The sequence below is a fragment of the Streptomyces sp. CNQ085 genome, from assembly GCF_022614595.1.
Classification (GTDB): Bacteria; Actinomycetota; Actinomycetes; order Streptomycetales; family Streptomycetaceae; genus Streptomyces.
The window spans coordinates 1-19,188 of the sequence record NZ_JAJFAU010000037.1; the positions used below are offsets into that span (position 1 = coordinate 1).

At 74.4% G+C, this 19,188-nt stretch carries 6 protein-coding genes; all 6 read right to left on the bottom strand.

Annotation, left to right across the window (positions count from 1 at the left end; all coding sequences use genetic code 11):
• Window positions 1-12,206 (bottom strand): type I polyketide synthase (locus LJ221_RS09380; RefSeq protein WP_308314749.1); only part of this gene is annotated, 12,206 nt, incomplete at its 3' end.
• Window positions 12,207-12,642: 436 nt separating this feature from the next.
• A complete protein-coding gene (locus LJ221_RS09385) occupies window positions 12,643-13,851 on the bottom strand; it encodes a glycosyltransferase (protein WP_241715336.1) in 1,209 nt (402 codons plus the stop codon).
• A 43-nt stretch (window positions 13,852-13,894) separates the two neighbouring features.
• Window positions 13,895-15,211, bottom strand: coding sequence for a UDP-glucose/GDP-mannose dehydrogenase family protein (locus LJ221_RS09390; RefSeq protein WP_241715339.1), 1,317 nt, complete (start codon window positions 15,209-15,211; stop codon window positions 13,895-13,897).
• 44 nt (window positions 15,212-15,255) lie between these two features.
• Window positions 15,256-16,794: a GMC oxidoreductase gene (locus LJ221_RS09395; protein ID WP_241715340.1), complete on the bottom strand. Its 1,539-nt coding sequence runs from the start codon at window positions 16,792-16,794 to the stop codon at window positions 15,256-15,258.
• A gap of 72 nt (window positions 16,795-16,866) precedes the next feature.
• Window positions 16,867-18,330: an FAD-binding oxidoreductase gene (locus tag LJ221_RS09400; RefSeq protein WP_241715342.1), complete on the bottom strand. Its 1,464-nt coding sequence runs from the start codon at window positions 18,328-18,330 to the stop codon at window positions 16,867-16,869.
• 178 nt (window positions 18,331-18,508) lie between these two features.
• Window positions 18,509-19,171, bottom strand: a complete 663-nt coding sequence (locus LJ221_RS09405; protein ID WP_241715343.1) for a class I SAM-dependent methyltransferase — start codon at window positions 19,169-19,171, stop codon at window positions 18,509-18,511.
• Window positions 19,172-19,188: the final 17 nt, after the last annotated feature.

Below are 19,188 nucleotides of genomic sequence, written 5' to 3' on the forward strand. Positions count from 1 at the left end.
CCATCCAGCAGCCCGCACACCTCATCCAGCGCGCCCGCGAAGACAGGGAACACCTCATACAACCCCCGCCCCATACCGGGCCGCTGACTCCCCTGCCCCGTGAACATCCACCCCGTACGCCCCTCAACGACCGATCCGGTGATCGCCCCGTCGGTCACGCCGAGCACGGCCCGGTGTTCGAGCGTGGCGCGGCCGGTGGCCAGGGACAGGCCGATGTCGAGCGGGTCGGCTTCGAGGGAGGTCAGCCGTTCGATCTGGGCGCGCAGCGCGGTCGCGGTCCTCGCGGACACCGCCCATGGCACGACGGGCAGCCTGCGCTCTTCCTCATGCTCCGGGGGAGAGTCCGCCGGGGCTTCTTCGAGGATCACGTGGGCGTTCGTGCCGCTGATGCCGAAGGAGGAGACACCGGCCCGACGCGTGCGCTCGCCACGCGGCCAGTCGTGGTCGTCGGTGAGCAGACGGACCGCGCCTTCGGTCCAGTCGAGGTGCGAGGAGGGGGCGTCGATGTGCAGGGTGCGCGGCAGCCGCTCCTCGCGCAGGGCCATGATCATCTTGATGACACCGGCGACACCGGCGGCGGACTGGGTGTGGCCGATGTTGGACTTCACGGAGCCGAGCCACAGGGGTTCGTCGCGGTCCTGGCCGTAGGTCGCCAGCAAGGCCTGCGCTTCGATCGGGTCGCCCAGACGCGTACCCGTGCCGTGGGCCTCGACCGCGTCCACGTCACCGGCCCGCAGACCCGCCGCGGCAAGCGCCTGCCGGATCACCCTCTGCTGCGAAGGCCCGTTGGGGGCCGTCAGACCGTTCGACGCGCCGTCCTGGTTGACGGCCGTGCCACGGATCACGCCCAGCACCCGGTGGCCCCGGCGGCGTGCCTCGGACAGCCGCATCAGCACCAGCACGCCGGCGCCCTCCGCCCAGCCCGTGCCGTCGGCGCCGTCCGCGAAGGACTTGCAGCGGCCGTCGGGGGCGAGGCCACGCTGGCGGGAGAACTCCACGAAGGCTGTGGGGTTGGCCATGACGGTGGCGCCGCCGGCGAGGGCTGTGTCGCATTCGCCTGAGCGAAGTGCCTGGCAGGCCAGGTGCAGGGCAACCAGGGCGGAGGAGCATGCGGTGTCCACGGACACGGCCGGGCCTTCGAGACCGAGGACGTAGGAGAGGCGGCCCGAGGCGACGCTGGGGGTGCTGCCGGTGAGGAGGTAGCCGGCGGATTCGCCGTCGGCCTCGTGCACCGAGCCGCCGTAGCCGTTGGCGGAGACGCCCGCGTAGACGCCGGTCGCGGAGCCGCGCAGCGAGGTCGGGTCGATGCCCGCCCGCTCCAGCGCCTCCCACGCCGTCTCCAGCAGCAGCCGCTGCTGCGGGTCCATCGCGAGCGCCTCGCGCGGGGAGATGCCGAACAGCTCGGCGTCGAAGCCCGCGACGTCCGGGATGAAGCCGCCGCGTCCGGCGAACGGGGTGCCGAGGGCCGTGGAGGTGGACTCCAGCAGGCCGGGGATGTCCCAGCCGCGGTCGTCGGGGAACGGCGACATGCGGTCCTCGCCCGCCGTCAGGACGTCCCAGAGGTCCGCCGGGGACTGGATGCCGCCGGGGAGCCGGCAGCCCATGCCGATGACGGCGATGGGTTCGTCGTCGGCCATCCGGGCGGCTACGGCCACGGGTTCCGTGCCGGTGCCGAGGAGGCGGTCGCGCAGGTGGGTGGTGAGTGCGCCCGGGGTGGGGTGGTCGAAGACGAGGGTGGTGGGCAGGGCGAGTTCGGTGCTCGCAGCGAGCCGGTTGCGCAGGTCGACGGCCGTGAGGGAGTCGAACCCGAGTTCCTTGAAGGCGCGTTCGGGATCGATGCCGGCCGGGGAGGCGTGGCCGAGGACGGCGGCGACCTGGGACTGGACGAGGTCGAGGAGAGTGCGGTCCTGTTCGGCCGGGGGCAACGCGCCCAGCGTGCGGACCAGTTCACCGTCGGAGGTGTCCGGTGTGTCGTCCTGGACGGCGGTCACCTCGGGCAGGTCGGCGATGAGCGGGCTGGGCCGGGTGAAGGTGAAGGTGGGGGCGAAGCGCTCCCAGTCCACGTCCGCGACGGTGACGCAGGTGCGGTCCGTGAGGAGGGCCTGCTCCAGTGCGGTGAGGGCGCTGTCCGGCGCGAGGAGGGCGAGGCCCCGCTGGGTGAGGTGCTCGGCGACGCCCTGGTCGGCGGCCATGCCGCCGCCGTTCCACGGGCCCCAGGCGACGGAGGTGGCGGGCAGTCCGAGGGCGCGGCGGTGCTGGGCGAGAGCGTCGAGGTAGGCGTTGCCGGCGGCGTAGGCGGCCTGGCCACCGCTGCCCCAGACGGCCGCGACGGACGAGAACAGCACGAACAGGTCAAGGTCGATGCCTGCGGTCAGTTCGTGCAGGTGCCTCGCCCCGGTCACTTTGGCGGCGACCACCTGGGCGAGGCCGCCTGGGGTGGTGTCGGTGAGCGGCGTGTCCTGCGGGAGACCGGCCGTGTGGACGACGCCGGTCAGGGGCGTTTCGGCGGGGATCGAGGCGATCAGCTCGGCCAGTGCGGCGCGGTCGCCGACGTCGCAGGCGGCGAGGGTGACGCGGGCGCCGCGCACGGTGAGTTCTTCGCGCAGGTCGTCGGCGCCCGGGGCCTCGGCGCCGCTGCGGGAGACCAGCAGCAGGTGCTCGGCGCCGAGGTCGGCGAGGCGGCGGGCGACATGGGCGCCGAGTGCGCCCGTGCCGCCGGTGATCAGTACGGTGCCGGGGGGCGCCGTGAGTGCTTCGGTGGTGTCGCTTCGGGCGTCGCGGGCGAGGCGGGCGGCGTGGACGCCGGAGGCGCGGACGGCCAGCTGGTCCTCCGGTCCGGGTGCGGCGAGGACGGCCGCGAGTCGCTGCCAGGTGTCGGGCCCCGCGTCGTCGGGCAGGTCGACGAGCCCGCCCCACAGGTGCGGCAGTTCGAGGGCGGCCGTGCGGCCGAAGCCCCAGATCTGCGCCTGGTCGGGGTGGGTGAGCGGTTCGCCGGTCGCGACGGCGACGGCGGACCGGGTGACGGCCCAGACCGGGATCTCCAGTCCGGCGGAGGTCAGGGCGTGGAGGAGGGAGAGGTGGGGTGTGGGGAGGGCGTCGCCGGCGGGCAGGGCGACGATGCCGTCCGGGTCGTACTCGCGGATGCGGGCGGCGAGTTCCCCGGCCTCGGGCGCGCAGGGCACGGTGAGGATCTGGGCGTCGGCGCCCGCGGCGCGCAGGGCGTCGAGGCAGGCGTCGGTGTCCTGTGCACCGGCCGGGGAGGCCAGCAGCCAGCGGCCGGTCAGGCGGGCCGTGCGCGGCATCGGCACCGGCTTCCACACCACACGGTAGCGCCACCGGTCCAGTGCGGCGCGTTCCTCGTGCCGTCGCCGCCACCGCGTCAGGGCCGGGAGCAGGGCCTCCAGCGAGGCACCCTCGGGCAGGCCCAGTTCGTGCGCCACCGTGGCCGGGTCGGCGCTGTCGACCAGCTGCCAGAACACGTCCTCGGAGCCGTCACCAGCGGGCTGGTGGGCGGTTCGGTCCGGGAGCCAGAAGCGCTCGCGCTGGAAGGCGTAGGTGGGCAGGTCGGTCAGCCGGGCGTCCGTGTCGTGGAAGATCTGCGCCCAGTCGACGCGGGTGCCGCGTACGAACAGCTCGCCGACGGCGGTGAGCAGGGTCTCCGGCTCGGCGCGGCCCGCACGCAGGGCGGCGACGGCCACGGTCAGGTCAGGGACGGTGCGCTGGGCGAGGGCGGCGAGGACCGGGTCGGGGCCGAGTTCCAGCAGGCGGGTGGCGCCGAGTTCGCCGGTCACGGTCCGGACGGCGTCGTCGAAGAGGACAGGCCGGCGCACCTGGCGCACCCAGTAGTCCGGGCTCGCCCAGTCGTCGGCGCCGAGGGGGCGGCCGGTGACGGTGCTGACGGCGGGTATCCGAGGCCGCTGGTAGGTGAGGTCGCCGGCGACGGCGGCGAACTCGGCCAGCATGGGCTCCATCAGCGGCGAGTGGAAGGCGTGCGACACCCGGAGCCGCGTCGCACGCCGCCCCCGCTCGCGCGCGATGGTCAGTACCGCGTCCACGGCGGACTCCGTGCCGGAGACCACCACGGCATCGGGGCCGTTGACGGCGGCGACGACCGCGCCGTCGGTCAGCCAGGGCGCGACCTCCTCCGGCTCCGCCTCGACGGCCGCCATCGCGCCGCCCTCGGGCAACGCCTGCATCAGCCGGGCGCGGGCGGCCACCAGCCTTACGGCGTCCGGCAGTTCGAGGACGCCCGCAGTGTGAGCGGCGGCCAGTTCACCGATGGAGTGACCGACGAGCGCGTCGGGTGCGAGTCCCCAGGAGCGCAGGAGTTCGGCGAGTGCGACCTGGAGGGCGAAGAGTGCGGCCTGCGCGTAGCCGGTGCGCTCCAGCAGTGCGGCCTCAGGGCCGTCCTCCGGCGCGAACAGCGTGGTGCGCAGGGGTGCATCGAAGCCGAGCTCGGCGTCCAGCAGCCCGCACACCTCGTCCAGCGCCGACGCGAACACGGGATACCCGTCGTACAACTCCCGGCCCATTCCGGGTCGTTGGCTGCCCTGTCCGGTGAACGCCCACACCGTGCGGCCCTCGCCGGCCACCGAGGTGACCAGCCCGGTCGTCTCACCGTCGGCGAGCGCGGCGGCGACTTCGGTCAGGGCGTCCGCGCTGTCGCCGACGAGGACGGCGCGGTGGTCGAGGGCGGCGCGGGCGGTGGCGAGCGTGCGGCCCACGTCGGCCGGGTCGAGGCCGGGCCGGTCGGCGAGGTGGGCGGCGAGGCGGGAGGCCTGTGCGCCCAGGGCCCGGCGGGTCCGGCCGGAGAGCACCCAGGGCACCGTGCTGGCAGGTCGAGCCGGGGCCGGGGCGTCGGCGGCGGGGGGCTCCTCCAGGATGACGTGGGCGTTGGTGCCGCTGATGCCGAACGCGGAGACGCCGGCCCGGCGCGGGCGTTCGCCGCGCGCCCAGGGCTGTGCCTCGGTGAGCAGGTGTACGGCACCGGAGTGCCAGTCGACGCGGCTGGAGGGGGCGTCGACATGCAGGGTGGGCGGAAGCTCACCGGCCCGCAGGGCCAGCAGCATCTTCATCACGCCGGCCGCGCCCGCCGCCGCCTGGGTGTGGCCGATGTTGGACTTCACCGAGCCGAGCCACAGGGGCTCGTCGCGGTCCTGGCCGTAGGTGGCGAGGAGGGCCTGCGCCTCGATCGGGTCGCCGAGGCTGGTGCCGGTGCCGTGTGCCTCGACCGCGTCGACGTCACCGGGACGCAGTCCGGCCGCGGCGAGCGCCTGCCTGATCACCCGCTGCTGGGAAGGCCCGTTGGGGGCGGTCAGACCGTTCGAGGCGCCGTCCTGGTTGACGGCGGAGCCGCGCAGCACGGCGAGCACGGGGTGGCCGGCGCGGCGCGCGTCGGAGAGGCGTTCCAGTACGAGGACGGCGGCGCCCTCGGACCAGCCGGTGCCGTCGGCGCCCTCCGCGAAGGCCTTGCAGCGGCCGTCGGCGGACAGGGCGCGCTGCCGGGAGAACTCGACGAAGATGCCCGGCGTGGCCATCACGGTCACACCGCCGGCGAGGGCGGTGCGGCACTCGCCCTGGCGGATGGCCTGGGCTGCGAGGTGGAGCGCGACCAGTGCGGAGGAGCAGGCGGTGTCGACGGTGACGGCGGGGCCCTCCAGGCCGAGGGTGTAGCTGACGCGGCCGGACAGGACGCTGGCGGCCGAGCCGGTGGCGACGTAGCCCTCGACGTCCTCGCCCGGGGCATGGGCCGTCTCGCGGTAGTCCTGGCCGTTGGTGCCCGCGAACACACCGGTGGCCGACCCCCGCAGGGACAGCGGGTCGATGCCCGCCCGCTCCAGCGCCTCCCACGCCGTCTCCAGCAGCAGCCGCTGCTGCGGGTCCATCGCGAGGGCCTCGCGCGGGCTGATGCCGAACAGCTCGGCGTCGAAGTCGGCGGCGTCGTGCAGGAAGCCGCCGACGCGTGCGTAGGTGGTGCCGGAGTGGCCGGGGTCCGGGTGGTAGAGGCGCTCGACGTCCCAGCCGCGGTCCTCGGGGAACGGCGTGAGCCCGTCCGCGCCCGAGGCGAGCAGGTCCCACAGCTGGTCGGGGGTGGTCACACCGCCGGGGAAGCGGCAGCCCATGCCGACGATGACCACCGGGTCGTCGTCGGCGCCGACGGGGGCGAGGGCCGGGCCGCCGCGTTCGATCTCGTCCGTGGTGACGCCGAGGACCTGGGTGCGCAGGAAGGCGGCGAGCGCGGTCGGGGTGGGGTGGTCGAAGACGAGCGTGGCGGGCAGGGACAGCCTGGTGGCGGCGGCGAGCCGGTGGCGCAGGGCGACGCCGGTCAGCGAGTCGAAGCCGAGGTCCTTGAAGGCGCGCCCGGCGTCCACGGCGCTGCGGTCGGCGTGTCCCAGGACGGTGGCGACCTGGTCGAGGACGAGGTCGAGCAGCAGCCGGTCCCGCTCCGCGGGCGTGCGGCCGGACAGTTCGGCGCCGAGGCTGCCCGCGGCCGGCCCGGCGCCGGTGACGGGCGGCGCGGATTCGATCAGGTCGGCGAGCAGCGGGCGCGGGGTGTACGCGGCGGCTGCGTACCGCTGCCAGTCGACGTCGGCGACGGTCGTGCAGGTGACATCCTCGTCGAGGGCGCGCTGGAGCACGTCGAGGGCGCGGGACGGCGGCAGGGGCCGTATGCCCTGGCGGCGGAAGTGCTCGGCGACGGTCTCGTCGGCCGCCATGCCGTCGCCGCCCCACGGGCCCCAGGCGATGGAGGTCGCGGGCAGTCCGGCGGCGCGGCGGTGCCGGGCGAGCGCGTCGAGGCGGGCGTTGGCGGCGGCGTAGGCGGCCTGCCCGGCGTTGCCCAGCACGCCGGTGATGGACGAGAACAGGACGAAGGCGTCCAGCTCGCGGGCCCGGGTCAGCTCGTGCAGGTGCCGGGCGGATTCGGCCTTCACCGCGAGGACGCGGGTCAGGCGTTCGGGGGTGAGGTCGGCGGCGAGCCCGTCGTCGAGGATGCCCGCGGCGTGCACGACGGCGGTCGGCTCGTGGGCGTCCACGACGGCCGCGAGGGTCTCGCGCTCGGCGACGTCACCCGCGACGAAGGTGACGGCCGTGCCGGACTCGCCCAGTTCGGCCGCGAGTCGGGCGGCGCCCGGGGCGTCGGCGCCGCGCCGGGACATGAGTACGAGGTGCTCCGCGCCGCCGGTCGCGAGCCACCGGGCGAGGTGCCCGCCGAGGGCGCCGGTCGCTCCGGTGACCAGGACGGTGCCGCGCGGACGCCAGGACTGCTCGGGCCGTCGCGCACGGTCGGGTACCAGCCGGGCCGCGTGCACGCCCGTGGTGCGGACGGCCACCTGGTCCTCTCCCCCGGCGGCGAGCACGGCCACGACCCGCTGCCAGAGCCTGGGTCGCGGATCGTCGGGCAGGTCGATCAGGCCGCCCCACCGGTCGGGCTGCTCCAGCGCCACGACCCGGCCGAGGCCCCATACGGCGGCCTGCTCGGGGCGCGTGGGACCCTCACCGCCGGACACGGCCACGGCGCCGAAGGTCACGCACCACAGCCGCGTCTCCGGGTGCGCCTGTGTCAGGGCGAGCACCTGCGCGGGGTCGGTGAGCAGCGACAGCACGCCCGTGTACGACATCTCCGGGCCGGCGGCCGGTCCGGTCACGACCGTCACCTCGACGCCCGCGGCCCGCAGCGCGCTGTCGGCCGCGGCGACCAGCTCGGCGGGGGTGTCCTCGTCGACCGCGAGCAGCCAGGCCCCGTCGAGGATGCCCGCCGCGGGCGTCCGGACGGGCCGCCAGGCGATCCGGTACCGCAGCCCGGCCAGCAGCGACTCCTCCTGGCGCTTGCGCCGCCAGTCGGCGAGCACCGGCAGCACGGCGTCCAGCGGGGCGCCGCTGTCCACGCCCAGTTCCCCGGCGAGCGAGTCGGCGTCGCCCCGGTCGACGAGTTCCCAGAACCCCCCGTCGCCTTCTGCTCGGGGCCCGGGGCGGGCGTGATCGTTCAGCCAGTACCGCTGGCGCTGGAAGGCGTACGTGGGCAGGTCGACGCGGCGGGCGCCGGTCCCCTCGAACAGCGCCGACCAGTCGATCCCGGCGCCCCGGACGAAGAGTTCGGCGACGGCGGTCAGCAGCGTCTCCGGCTCCGGGCGGTCCCCCCGCAGGGTCGCGGCGGCCGGTACGTCACCGGCCAGCGCCGTGAGCACCGGGTCGGGCCCGATCTCCAGCAAACGCCCGGCGCCCAGGTCGCGGGCGGCCGTCAACGCCTCGTGGAAACGCACCGGCTTGACGATCTGCTCGGCCCAGTAGGCGGGGGTGGTCCAGTCACCATCGGACAGCGGAGCGCCCGTCGACGTGCTCACCGCGGCAACGGTCGGCCGGTGGTAGCTCACCTGCTCCGCCACCGCCGTGACCTCCGCCAGGACCGGCTCCATCAGCGGCGAGTGGAACGCGTGCGACACCCGCAGCCGCGTCGCACGCCGGCCCGTGTCCCGAGCTCGCTCGGCGACGGTCTCGACCGCCGTCTCCGTACCGGACACGACCACGGCCGACGGCCCGTTGACGGCGGCGATCACCGCACCGTCCACCAGCCAGTCGGCGACCTCTGCCTCGGAGGCTTCCACGGCCGCCATCGCGCCGCCTGCCGGAAGCGCCTGCATCAGTCGGGCCCGAGCCGCCACCAGCCGTACGGCATCGGCGAGTTCGAACACGCCAGCCGCATACGCGGCGGCGAACTCGCCCACCGAGTGCCCCAGCAGCAGCTCCGGCCGCATGCCCCACGACCGCAGCAGCGCCACCAGCGCCGTCTGCAGGGCGAACAGCGCCGACTGCGCGAACCCGGTGCCGTCCTCCCGTTCCTCGGCGAACAGCACCTCCTTGAGCGGCCGTTCGAAGCCGAGCTCGGCGTCGAGGAGCTCGCACACCTCGTCCAGCGCCGCCGCGAACACGGGGTAGGCGTCGTACAACTCCCGCCCCATACAGGGACGTTGGCTGCCCTGCCCCGTGAACATCCATGCCGTACGGCCCTGCGACACGGCCCCGGTGATGACGGGGCCGGGGTGGAGGGCGACGGCGCGGTGTTCGAGGGCGGCGCGGGTGGTGGCCAGGGACCAGCCGATGTCGACTGGCTCGGCTTCGAGTGCGGTCAGGCGGTCCAGCTGGTCCCGCAGTGCCTGCTCACTCCGCGCCGACACGGCCCACGGCACCAGCGGCGGGCTCATGACCTCGGCCGGTTCCGTCTCCTCGGCGGCGGGGGCCTCTTCGAGGACGAGGTGGGCGTTGGTGCCGCTGATGCCGAAGGAGGAGATGCCGGCCCGGCGGGGGCGCTCCCCGCGCGGCCAGGGGCGGTCCTCCTGAAGCAGCCTCAGCGTGGACCAGTCGATGTGCGGGGACGGCTCGTCGGCGTGCAGGGTGCGCGGCAGCCGCTCCTCGCGCAGGGCCATGATCATCTTGATGACGCCGGCGACACCCGCGGCGGCCTGCGTGTGGCCGATGTTGGACTTGACCGAGCCGAGCCAGAGCGGTTCGTCGCGGCCCTGGCCGTAGGCGGCGGTGAGGGCGTGTGCCTCGATGGGGTCGCCGAGCCGGGTGCCGGTGCCGTGTGCCTCGACGGCGTCGACCTCCGACGGGGACAGGCCGGCGTTGGCGAGGGCCTGGCGGACGACGCGCTGCTGGGCGGGGCCGCTGGGGGCGGTCAGGCCGTTGGAGGCGCCGTCCTGGTTGATGGCGCTGCCGCGGATCACCGCGAGCACCTCGCGGCCCTGGCGGCGGGCCTCGGACAGCGGCATCAGCACCAGCATCCCGGCGCCCTCGCTGAGCGAGAACCCGTCGGCCCGCGCGGAGAAGGCCTTGCAGCGGCCGTCGGGTGCGAGGGCCCGCTGGCGGGAGAACTCGGCGAACATCTCCAGGCTCGGCAGGACGGTCGCGCCGCCGGCGAGGGCGGTCGTCGCGGCGCCGGCGCGCAGGGCCTCGCAGGCGAGGTGGAGGGCGACCAGGGAGGAGGAGCAGGCGGTGTCGACGGTGAGGGCGGGGCCCTCCAGGCCGAGGGTGTAGGAGATACGGCCGGAGGCGACGCTGACGGCGTTGCCGGTGAGGACGTGGCCGGCGACGTCGGTGGCCGCGGTGGCGGCCGCTCGGTCGTAGTCGACCGTCATGAGGCCTAGGTAGACGCCGGTGGCCGTGCCGCGCAGGGTCGCCGGGTCGATGCCCGCGCGCTCCAGGGCCTCCCAGGTCGTCTCGAGCAGGAGGCGCTGCTGCGGGTCCATCGCCAGGGCCTCGCGCGGGCTGATGCCGAAGAAGGCGGCGTCGAAGTCGGCGGCGTCGCGCAGGAATCCGCCCTCGCGCTGGAGGAAGCCGCCGGGTGCGGTGCCGCTGGGGTCGTGGCGTCCCTCGATGTCCCAGCCGCGGTCGTCGGGCAGGGGTGTGACGGCGTCGGTGCCGTCCAGGAGGAGCTGCCACAGGGCCTCGGGCGAGTCGGCGTCGCCGGCGAAGCGGCAGGCCATGCCGACGACGGCGACGGGCTCGTCGCCGTGCGTGCCGGGGGAGGGCGCCGGGGTCGGCTCGGTGGTGCCGTAGAGCTGGTCGTAGAGGTGGTGGCCGAGGGCGGCCGGGGTCGGGTAGTCGAAGGCGACGGTCGGGGCGAGGGGCAGTCCGGTCGCGGCGCGCAGGCGGTCGCGGAGGGCGAGGGCGGTGGCCGACTCGGCGCCCTGGTCACGGAAGGAGACGTGGGCGGGGGCGCCGCCGGGCAGTTCGAGCAGGTCGGCGGCCTGGGTGCGGACCAGGTCGACGAGGGCGGTGCGCCGGTCGGGTTCGGGCAGGGCGGCGAGGCGGTCGCGGAGGGCGGCTGCCTGGACGCCGAGGGGCGGCGTGCCGTCGGTGTCGGGGTCCTCGACGGCGGCGGCGTCGGCGAGTTCGGCCGGAAGGCCGGCCGGGTCGGTGGCGGGGTCGTGCAGGGCGGCCCAATCGGGTTCGCCGCCGGTGGTCCAGTATTCGGCGACGGCGCGCTGGAAGCGGTCGACGCCGCCGGCGTCCCGGCGCAGGGTGGTGTGGACGGTGCCGGTGACGCCCGCCCGGGTGAGGACGGTCTCGAGGCCGGGGGCTAGCAGGGGGTGCGGGCTGATCTCCAGGAAGTGGCGGTGGCCCGCGTCGAGGGCGGTGCGGACGGCGGCGGCGAACTCGACGGGGTCGCGCAGGCAGGCGGCCCAGTGGTGCCCGTCGAGGGTGACGCCGTCGACGGCTGTGCCGGCGGAGCCCGCGTAGAAGGGGACGCGGGCCGCGCGTGGGGTGAGGCCGGTGAGGTCGGTGCGGATGCGGTCGGTGATGGCGTCTATGTGCGGTGAGTGGGCGGCGACGCCGTAGTCGACGCTGCGGGCGCGGATGCCCTCGGCGCTCAGCTCGGCGCGGAGTTCGGCCGCGGCGTCGGCGTCGCCGGCGACGACGCCGTTGTCGGGGCCGTTGACGGCGGCGAGGACGAGCCTGCCGTGCCAGGACGCCAGGCGTTCCCGCAGCCGTTCGACGGGCATCAGCACGGACACCATGTCGCCGCGTCCGTGCAGGACGCGCTGTGCGGTGCCCCAGCTCGCGGCGACGCGGGCCGCGTCGTCCAGGGTCAGAGCGCCGGCGGCACAGGCAGCGGCGATCTCGCCGAGACTGTGGCCGACGACCGCCGCGGGCCGTACCCCGGCGCCCTCCCAGAGGGCGGACAGGGACACCATGACGGCGAACAGGGCGGGCTGGGTGACCTCGGGTGTGTCGAGGGCAGCGCCCCCGCGCAGGACGTCCAGGGTGTTGTGGTCCAGATGCGGGGCGAGGGCGTCGGCGCACTCCGCCATGTGGCGGGCGAACTGCGGTGAGGTGTCGAGGAGTTCGCGGGCCATGCCAGGCCACTGGGAGCCGTGGCCGGGGAAGACGAAGACGGGTCCGCTGTCGCGGGCGACGGACCTGCCCTCGGTGACGTGGTCGCAGGGGGTGCCGTCGGCGAGGGCGGCCAGGGCGGCGGCGAGGTCCTCGGGGGTGGTCGCGGTGAGGGCGGCGCGGCAGGGGTGGGTGGGGTCGGCGCTGTTCAGCAGAGCCGCCGCGATACGGTCCGGCGCTCCGTCGCGGGCGAGGGTCCGCAGGATGCGGGCCTGCTCCCGTACGGCCCGGGTGCCCCGTCCGGTCAGCAGCCAGGGGCTTGGGGTGCCCGCGAACGGGCGGGTGGCCGAGGTGGAGCGAGCTTGTTCGGACACGTTCTCTCCCGCGGATGACTCGTCGCCACGTTTTCGGAAACTGAAACGGACCTGTGGGGGTCGGGTGCGCGGCGGCCGGGAATGTGGGGGTGTGGCCTGATCTGTTCGCGCTTCTGGTCCGATTATTCGGACAGTCGACTGGTGGAAACACAAGGACTGGACCGCGGCGCGGGATCATGACGGCGCCGACGGGCCGCTGAGAGCCTGTGTCATTTCCCCGGCCGGGCGCGCGACGCCTGGCACGCACGCTCGCCGCGTTGCCGAAAAGCCCTAGCAGCTCCTCCCCCACGCTCGGCTTCGCTCGCGCGGGGGCACCCCCCATCAAGGACTTTCCGGCGCCTTGCGATCGCACGCACCAGACGCCGCGCGCTGATCCGACCGGGGATATGACACAGGCTCTGGGGGCCGCGTCGGCGGTGTCCGCGAAGGAGGTTGGTCACATGCGGGCCAGGACCTCCAGGTGGGTCACGGCCGCGTCGAGGCCCGGCAGTGCGAGCATCTCTTTCCGGGCGCGCCGCGCCTCGTCGGCGACGGTCTCGTCGGCCAGCAGCCGACGGCAGGCCTGAAGCATGGGTTCGGCGCCGCGGGAGGCGATGTGCTCGCCGAGTCCGAGGTCGGCGACGCGCAGCGCGTTGTACTGCTGGTCGCCGAACATGGGCCGTACCGCCATGGGGACGCCGGCGCGCACGGACTCGCGGATGCCGTTGTAGCCGCCGTGGGTGACGAACAGGTCGGCGTGTTCAAGGAGGAGTTGCTGCGGGAAGCGGTCGACGACGCGGACGTGGGGGGCGGCCTTGGTCGTGTCGACGGGCATGCCGAGCGTGGAGACGACGGCCGCGCAGTCCAGTGCGGAAAGGGCCTCGACGACCGTGTTCAGAGGCTCGGCGGGGTCGTAGACGGGGATGGGGGCGCCGAACTCGCGTGCCTTGTCGAGGAATTCGAGGACGGTGCCGGGCAGTCCGGTACCCAGGGAGGCGAGTACGAGGGGCCGGTCGGCGGGCAGTTCGGGGAACCAGTCGGGCAGGGACTCGCCGCGGGTGACGGTGCGGGGCTGGCGGTAGGCGACGGCGTCGGGGGCGAGGGGGCGGGCGAAGGTGTAGGGGGCCGGCATGCAGTCGAGCCGTCCGTGCCGGTAGACGGCGACCGGGTCGTCGGTCTCGGGCAGGCCGAGCTCGCGGCGCCGGTCGTTCAGCAGCGGCAGCAGCAGCGCCGGGTCGAGGAACTGGCCGGAGCCGGACGGCGCGGGCACGTGCGGTACGCCGAGGGTCTCGGCGACGAGGAGGGCTGCGAACTCGTAGCCGTCGCGCAGGACGACGTCTGGGCGGAAGTCGCGGGCGAGCGGCAGCAACAGGTGGTAGACGTCGACGAGTTGGGGCCCGCAGCCGAGGGTGGCCCACAGCTCGTGAGCGAAGCGGCTGAACTCCTTGGGGATGGGCAGCTTGCCCTCGAAGAGCAGCCGCATCCCCTGGGCGGTGATGTCGGTGTAGACGCCCTCGATACGGGCCCGCTCACCGGCGAGCACGGGCGCGAGCTTGTCGGCCGTGACGACGAGGACGTCATGCCCGGCCTCGCCGAGGGCGCGCACGAGCGGCAGGCAGGCGCGCGCGTGGGAGGGCGAGCCGGTGATGCTGCACAGCACCCGCATGGTGACGGACCTTTCTCTACGGTCTCAGGGGCCTATACGGCGGTCAGGCGGGCTCGACCGGGCTGGTGCCGGTGCCGTGCCAGGCGAGGCCCGCGGCGCTGAGGGCGGCCGGGTCGAGGTGGTTGCGGGTGTCGACGACGAAGGGGCGGTGCAGATCGGCCGCGATCCGGGTCCAGTCGAGGGTGCGGTAGTGCGGCCACTCGGTGCACAGAACCAGCGCGGAGGCGCCCTTGGCGGCCTGGCGAGGGTCGTCGACGACGGTGATGTCGGCGGGGAGCTCGGTGTTCCGGGTGACGGGGACCGCCGGGTCGTGGGCGGTGAGTTCGGCGCCGCGGCGGGCGAGTTCGACGGCGAGGGCGAGCGCCGGTGAGTCGCGCAGGTCGTCGGTGCCGGCCTTGAAGGTGAGGCCGAGCAGCCCGATCCGTACGTCGGCGAGGGATCCGTCGGCGTCGCCGCACAGCCGGACGATCTTGTCGGCGATCCGGGTCCGCTGGTGGGAGTTGGTGTCGATGGCGGCCCGCACAAGCGGGAAGTCCACGCCGAGGGCCTCGGCCGTGCCGAGCAGGGCGCGGGTGTCCTTGGGCAGGCAGGAGCCGCCCCAGCCGGGTCCGGGGCGCAGGAACGCGCCGCCGATGCGGTGGTCCTGGCCGAGGGCCGCGGTGACCCGGCCGATGTCGGCGCCGGCCTGCTCGCACAGCTCGGCGAGGGTGTTGACGTAGGACAGCTTGACGGCGAGGAAGCAGTTCGCGGCGTACTTGACGACCTCGGCGCTGGCCGCGTCGGCGATGACGACGGGCGCGTCGACCCCGGCGAACAGCTCGGCGACCTGTGCGGCGGCCCAGGGGCTCTCGGAGCCGATGACGACCCGGTCGGGCTGGAGGAAGTCGCTGACGGAGGTGCCCTCGCGCAGGAACTCCGGGTTGCTGACCACGCCGATGTCGGTGCGGCCGAGGGCGGCGGTGACGCGGGCGGCGGTGCCGACCGGCACGGTCGACTTGGTGACCAGGACGCTGTCGGGTTCCAGCAGGGTGCGGATCTCCTCGACGACGGCGTCCACGGCGGTCAGGTCGGCGCGTCCGTCGGGTCCGGTGGGGGTGCCGACGCAGATGAACACGGTGCGGGCGCCCCTTACGGCGTCGGCGGCGCCGACGACGAAGCGGAGGCGGCCCGCGTCGAGCCCGGCGCGCACGAGCTCGGGCAGGCCCTCCTCCAGGATGCGCACTTCGCCGTGGTTGAGCTCCGCGACCTTGACCGGATCCAGGTCGGCGCAGACCACCCGGTGTCCGAGCGACGCCAGGCAGGCTCCGGCGGTGAGTCCGACATAGCCGGTGCCGATGACGGCGATGGTGTGGCGGTGCACGGCAGCCACCTCGTTTCTCGCTGAGTTCGCTGACTTCGCTGCGGTCAGACGCCGATGAGCCGTGCGCTGATGGACGCGGCGGCCCGGATGGCCAGGGCCACGCTGTACAGCGTCGGGTTGACGGCGGTGGCGGTCGGGATGACCCCGTTGCCGCCGACGTAGAGGTTGTCGAAGCCCCAGACGCGGCTGTCGGTGTCGCAGACCGAGCTGCCGTCGTCGACGGGGCCCATACGTACGGTGCCCTGGTAGTGCTTGGAGCTGCCGGCGGGGAACAGCTCGGGTCGCTCCAGGAACTCGCCGCCGAGGGCCTCGGCGACGGCCTCCTGGTCCGCGCGGGCCTGTGCGGCGCCCGCGAGGTCGCGTTCGGTGAGGTCGTAGTGGACCGTCATGTTGGGCATGCCGTACGCGTCGGCCTCGCTGGTGGAGAACTCGATGCGGTCCTGGGCGCGGATCTCCTTGGCGCCGTACCAGACCATGCCGACGAACAGCGCCGGGTCGACGCCCTCCAGCGGTGAAGTGTCGATGGTCATGACCTGGCCGTGGTTGCGGCGGCCGGGGTCGGCGAACGGCACCCAGAAGCGGCCGGTCTCCAGGTCGCGGATGTCGCCGCCGAACTCGACGGTGCCGCGGGCCTCGATGCCGGCGACGGGGCCGTCCTTGACGTGGACGGAACTGACGGTCTTCGGCTGGTCGTTGAGGTAGCGGCCGAGGGCGTCGGGGCGGATGCCGGAGGCCCACAGCAGCTGCGGGGTGCGCAGCGCGTCGGCGCAGACGGCGACGGCGGATGCGCGGACGGCGAACTCTGTGCCGGTCGGGAGGTGTTCGAGAAGGGCGCCGGTGACCTTGCGGCCGGTGAACAGCAAGCGCCGGCACATGGTCTCGTCGGCGATGCGGAAGCGTCCGTCGCCCGCGGTGGCGCAGGCGGAGGCGAGCGGGCCGAGCACGGTGTCGGGCCCGGCCCACAACGGCCGGCGGCCCGGGCGGGGCGTGCAGGCGAGCGGCATGGTGCCGACGCCATGGCCGACCGGGTAGTCGCCGTCGAAGAGCTGGCCGAGCGTCTTCAGGACGAGGTCGCCCGCCTCGGTGGGAGGGTAGGCGTCGCGGGTGACGCCCAGCAGGTGCTCGGCGACGGACAGGACGGCGTCGAGGTCGTCGGCGGGCAGGAAGGGTAACCGTTCGGTGTCCAGCGGGCGGGGGACGGTGCAGGCCCAGTGCACGCCCATCCCGCCGACGTTGCTGGACATGACCGCGGCCGGCATGCCGGACTGCTCCGGCTCGTCGTCGCGGCGGGGCCGCAGCAGATGGGTGCCGCGGTCCGCGTACTTCTTCACCAGGGCGCCGTCCTCGCCGGGTGCGGTCTCGGGATCGCGCCCCTGGGAACGGGCCTGGGCCGCGGCCCGTTCCGGTGCGGGCAGGTTGCCGAGGTGCAGCCCGGCCTGCCCGGTCAGGCGCGGCCCGAGGTCGGCCATCAGGATCCGGGCGTGCGGTACGGCGTCGTACACCCGGCGGGCGACGGCCGACCCCACGGGGCCGCTTCCGACGACGAGCAGGTCGACCGTCGGTGGAAGCTCGGGACAGCTCATGGGGACGCGACTCTCCTTCTGTGCGGTGCGGTGGGGGGGCAGGGGCGCGGCGTGCCGGCCGTGCCCATCAGGTCAATGGGCCGCGCGGCTCGCGGCGTAGTAGTCGCGGACCTGCTGGGCGAAGGCCGGGTTCATCTGCGCCTTGGCGAGGATCTCGGCGGGCGGGGTGAACTCGTCGTCGAGGGCTTCGGCGAACTTGGCGAAACCGGCGCGCAGTTGGGCCTCGATGACGGCGGGCCAGGCGTTGGGGATCTTCCACTCGTCCTCGTAGCCGGTGGCGAGCAGGTGGGTGACGGCGGTCCCGACGACGTCGGTACGGCTGTGCGCCTGGGTCGGCCTGCGCACGGGCTGGAACACGGACAGGTCGTGGCGGGTGTCCTCACCGAGGATGCGGCGGGCCATCTCGTCGGCGAGCAGCGGCGACAGGTGTAGTCCGTCGCGGTAGGTGCCGGTCATCATCCACAGGCCGTCCATGCCGGCGCTGCCGACGAGCGGAAAGCCGTCGAAGGCGACGGGCCGGTTACCGACCTGGATCTTCTCGATGCCGGCGGTGTCGAGGTCGCGGCGCAGCTGGCGCAGGGCGCAGCCGAGCAGGAAGGTGGCGTCGCGGATGGACGGCACGTCGGCGGGCTCGGGCTCGATGGCGTTGGTGGCGCCGAGGTAGACGTGGCCCTGGCCGCGCGGCACCAGGTGCAGGCCACAGGCGAAGGCGCGGTTGGGGGTGCGCAGCACGCTGGTCGGGCCGGGCACGTTCGGGTTGACGCGGGCGACGACGGAGACACCGACGCCGGCGCACAGCCGCGGGATGCTGCCGTTCAGGGCGGGCACGGTGTCGAGGAGGGTCTGGGAGGCGGCGCCGGCGGCGAGCACGACCTGGCCGGCGGTGAGCGTGTCGCCGCTGACGAGCTTGACGCCGGTGATGCGCTCGCCCTCGCTGAGCAGGCTCTCGCCGAAGCCGTCGAGGAGGGTGCCGCCGGCCTTCAGGAGCGCCGTCTGCAGCCGGGCCAGGAGCCGGCCGGAGTCGACGGCGTGCTCGCCGGGGATGAACATACCCATCAGGGGCCGGGCCAGCGGGTCGGGGTCGAGCCAGCCGAGCTCGGCCGGGTCGATGTCCTCGTACGGCTCCTTGTAGTCGTCCAGGGTCTTGCGGATGGCCGCGTAGTTGGCGGAGTCGATGCCGGGCACGCCCACCGAGTTCAGCAGCATCACGGTGCCGTCGGCGCAGCGCAGGTCCTCGTCCTCGCCGGTCTCCTCGGACAGCTGGTCCAGCCAGTCGTCCCACAGGCGGGTGGCCTGCACGCCGAGGTCGAGCTTGGCGCGACCCTGCTCGCTGGCGACGAGGGTGGAGGTGACCTCGCCGAAGGTGCCGAGCATGGCGCCGGCCGCGGTGGAGGCGGCCCAGGGCTGGTCGGTGCGGCCGAGGACGGCCACCTTGGTGCCACGGCGGGCGAGGGTCAGGCCGAGGGACAGGCCGAGCACACCGTTGCCGACGACGAGGACCTCGAAGGTCGAGCCGGCCGGGTTGTCGCTGGTCATCGCTTTCGTTCCCATCCTGTGAACCGCCGCGCCGGGCGCGGGGGATGCGGGGGCGTGTCAGGGTCGTCGGGTTCCGGCGGTGTCCGGGGCCGCGGGGTACTCGGGGATCGGCCGGGGCGGGCGCCACGGGAGCGGTCGGGTGGGTGCCGCGGGTCGCCGGGGTGCGTGCGTCGGACGGTCAGCCCGGATAGGTACCGAACGCGGTGCGGGTGCCGTACGGGTCGAGTTGCATGGTGAGGCCGCACTCGTCCTCCCAGCGTTCGGTGATCTGCACGCCCTCGGAGCGGTTGACGTCGTCGAGCATCACGGTGGCGCCGGGCGCGAGGTGGTCCTTCAGCGCGGGTACGGCCGGGTAGCGGGCCATCTTGCGGCCCTGCTCCCAGCCGGGCGGGCCGTCGACGAGCAGCAGGTCGATCTTGCCGTGTTTGTCGGTGAAGGCGCCGACCTCGTCCTCGACTGTCCCGGGCTCGTACCACTCGACGCGCTTGACGGCGGCCGGGTGCTCGGCGAGCGGGGCGTGCACGACGCGGGCGACCTCGCTCAGGCCCTCCTGCGCCAGCTGGTTGTTCACCCAGCGGGCCCACTTCTCGTCGTGCTCCATGGAGAGCACGTTGCCGTGGCCGCGCTGGGCGAGGTAGCGGGCGAAGACGATCGTGGAGGTGCCGCTGCCGCACTCGACGATGACCTTGCGGTCGCCGAGGGCGATGTCGTCGAGCAGTTTGATCAGGGCGCCGGGTCGCAGCGACCACGCGGAGAACGGCAGGTAGGGGCCGTTCAACAGCGGGGCGAGCCGGATCCACGAGGCCAGGTCGTAGAACGCCCTGAGGAACTGTGTGTCCATCTGCCTGCTCCTGTCTG

Bases quoted from the DNA above. Each gene is read 5' to 3' on its own strand.
- LJ221_RS09395 (WP_241715340.1), bottom strand. From the start codon at position 16,794: ATGAGCTGTCCCGAGCTTCCACCGACGGTCGACCTGCTCGTCGTCGGA.
- LJ221_RS09385 (WP_241715336.1), bottom strand. From the start codon at position 13,851: ATGCGGGTGCTGTGCAGCATCACCGGCTCGCCCTCCCACGCGCGCGCC.
- LJ221_RS09400 (WP_241715342.1), bottom strand. From the start codon at position 18,330: ATGACCAGCGACAACCCGGCCGGCTCGACCTTCGAGGTCCTCGTCGTC.
- LJ221_RS09405 (WP_241715343.1), bottom strand. From the start codon at position 19,171: ATGGACACACAGTTCCTCAGGGCGTTCTACGACCTGGCCTCGTGGATC.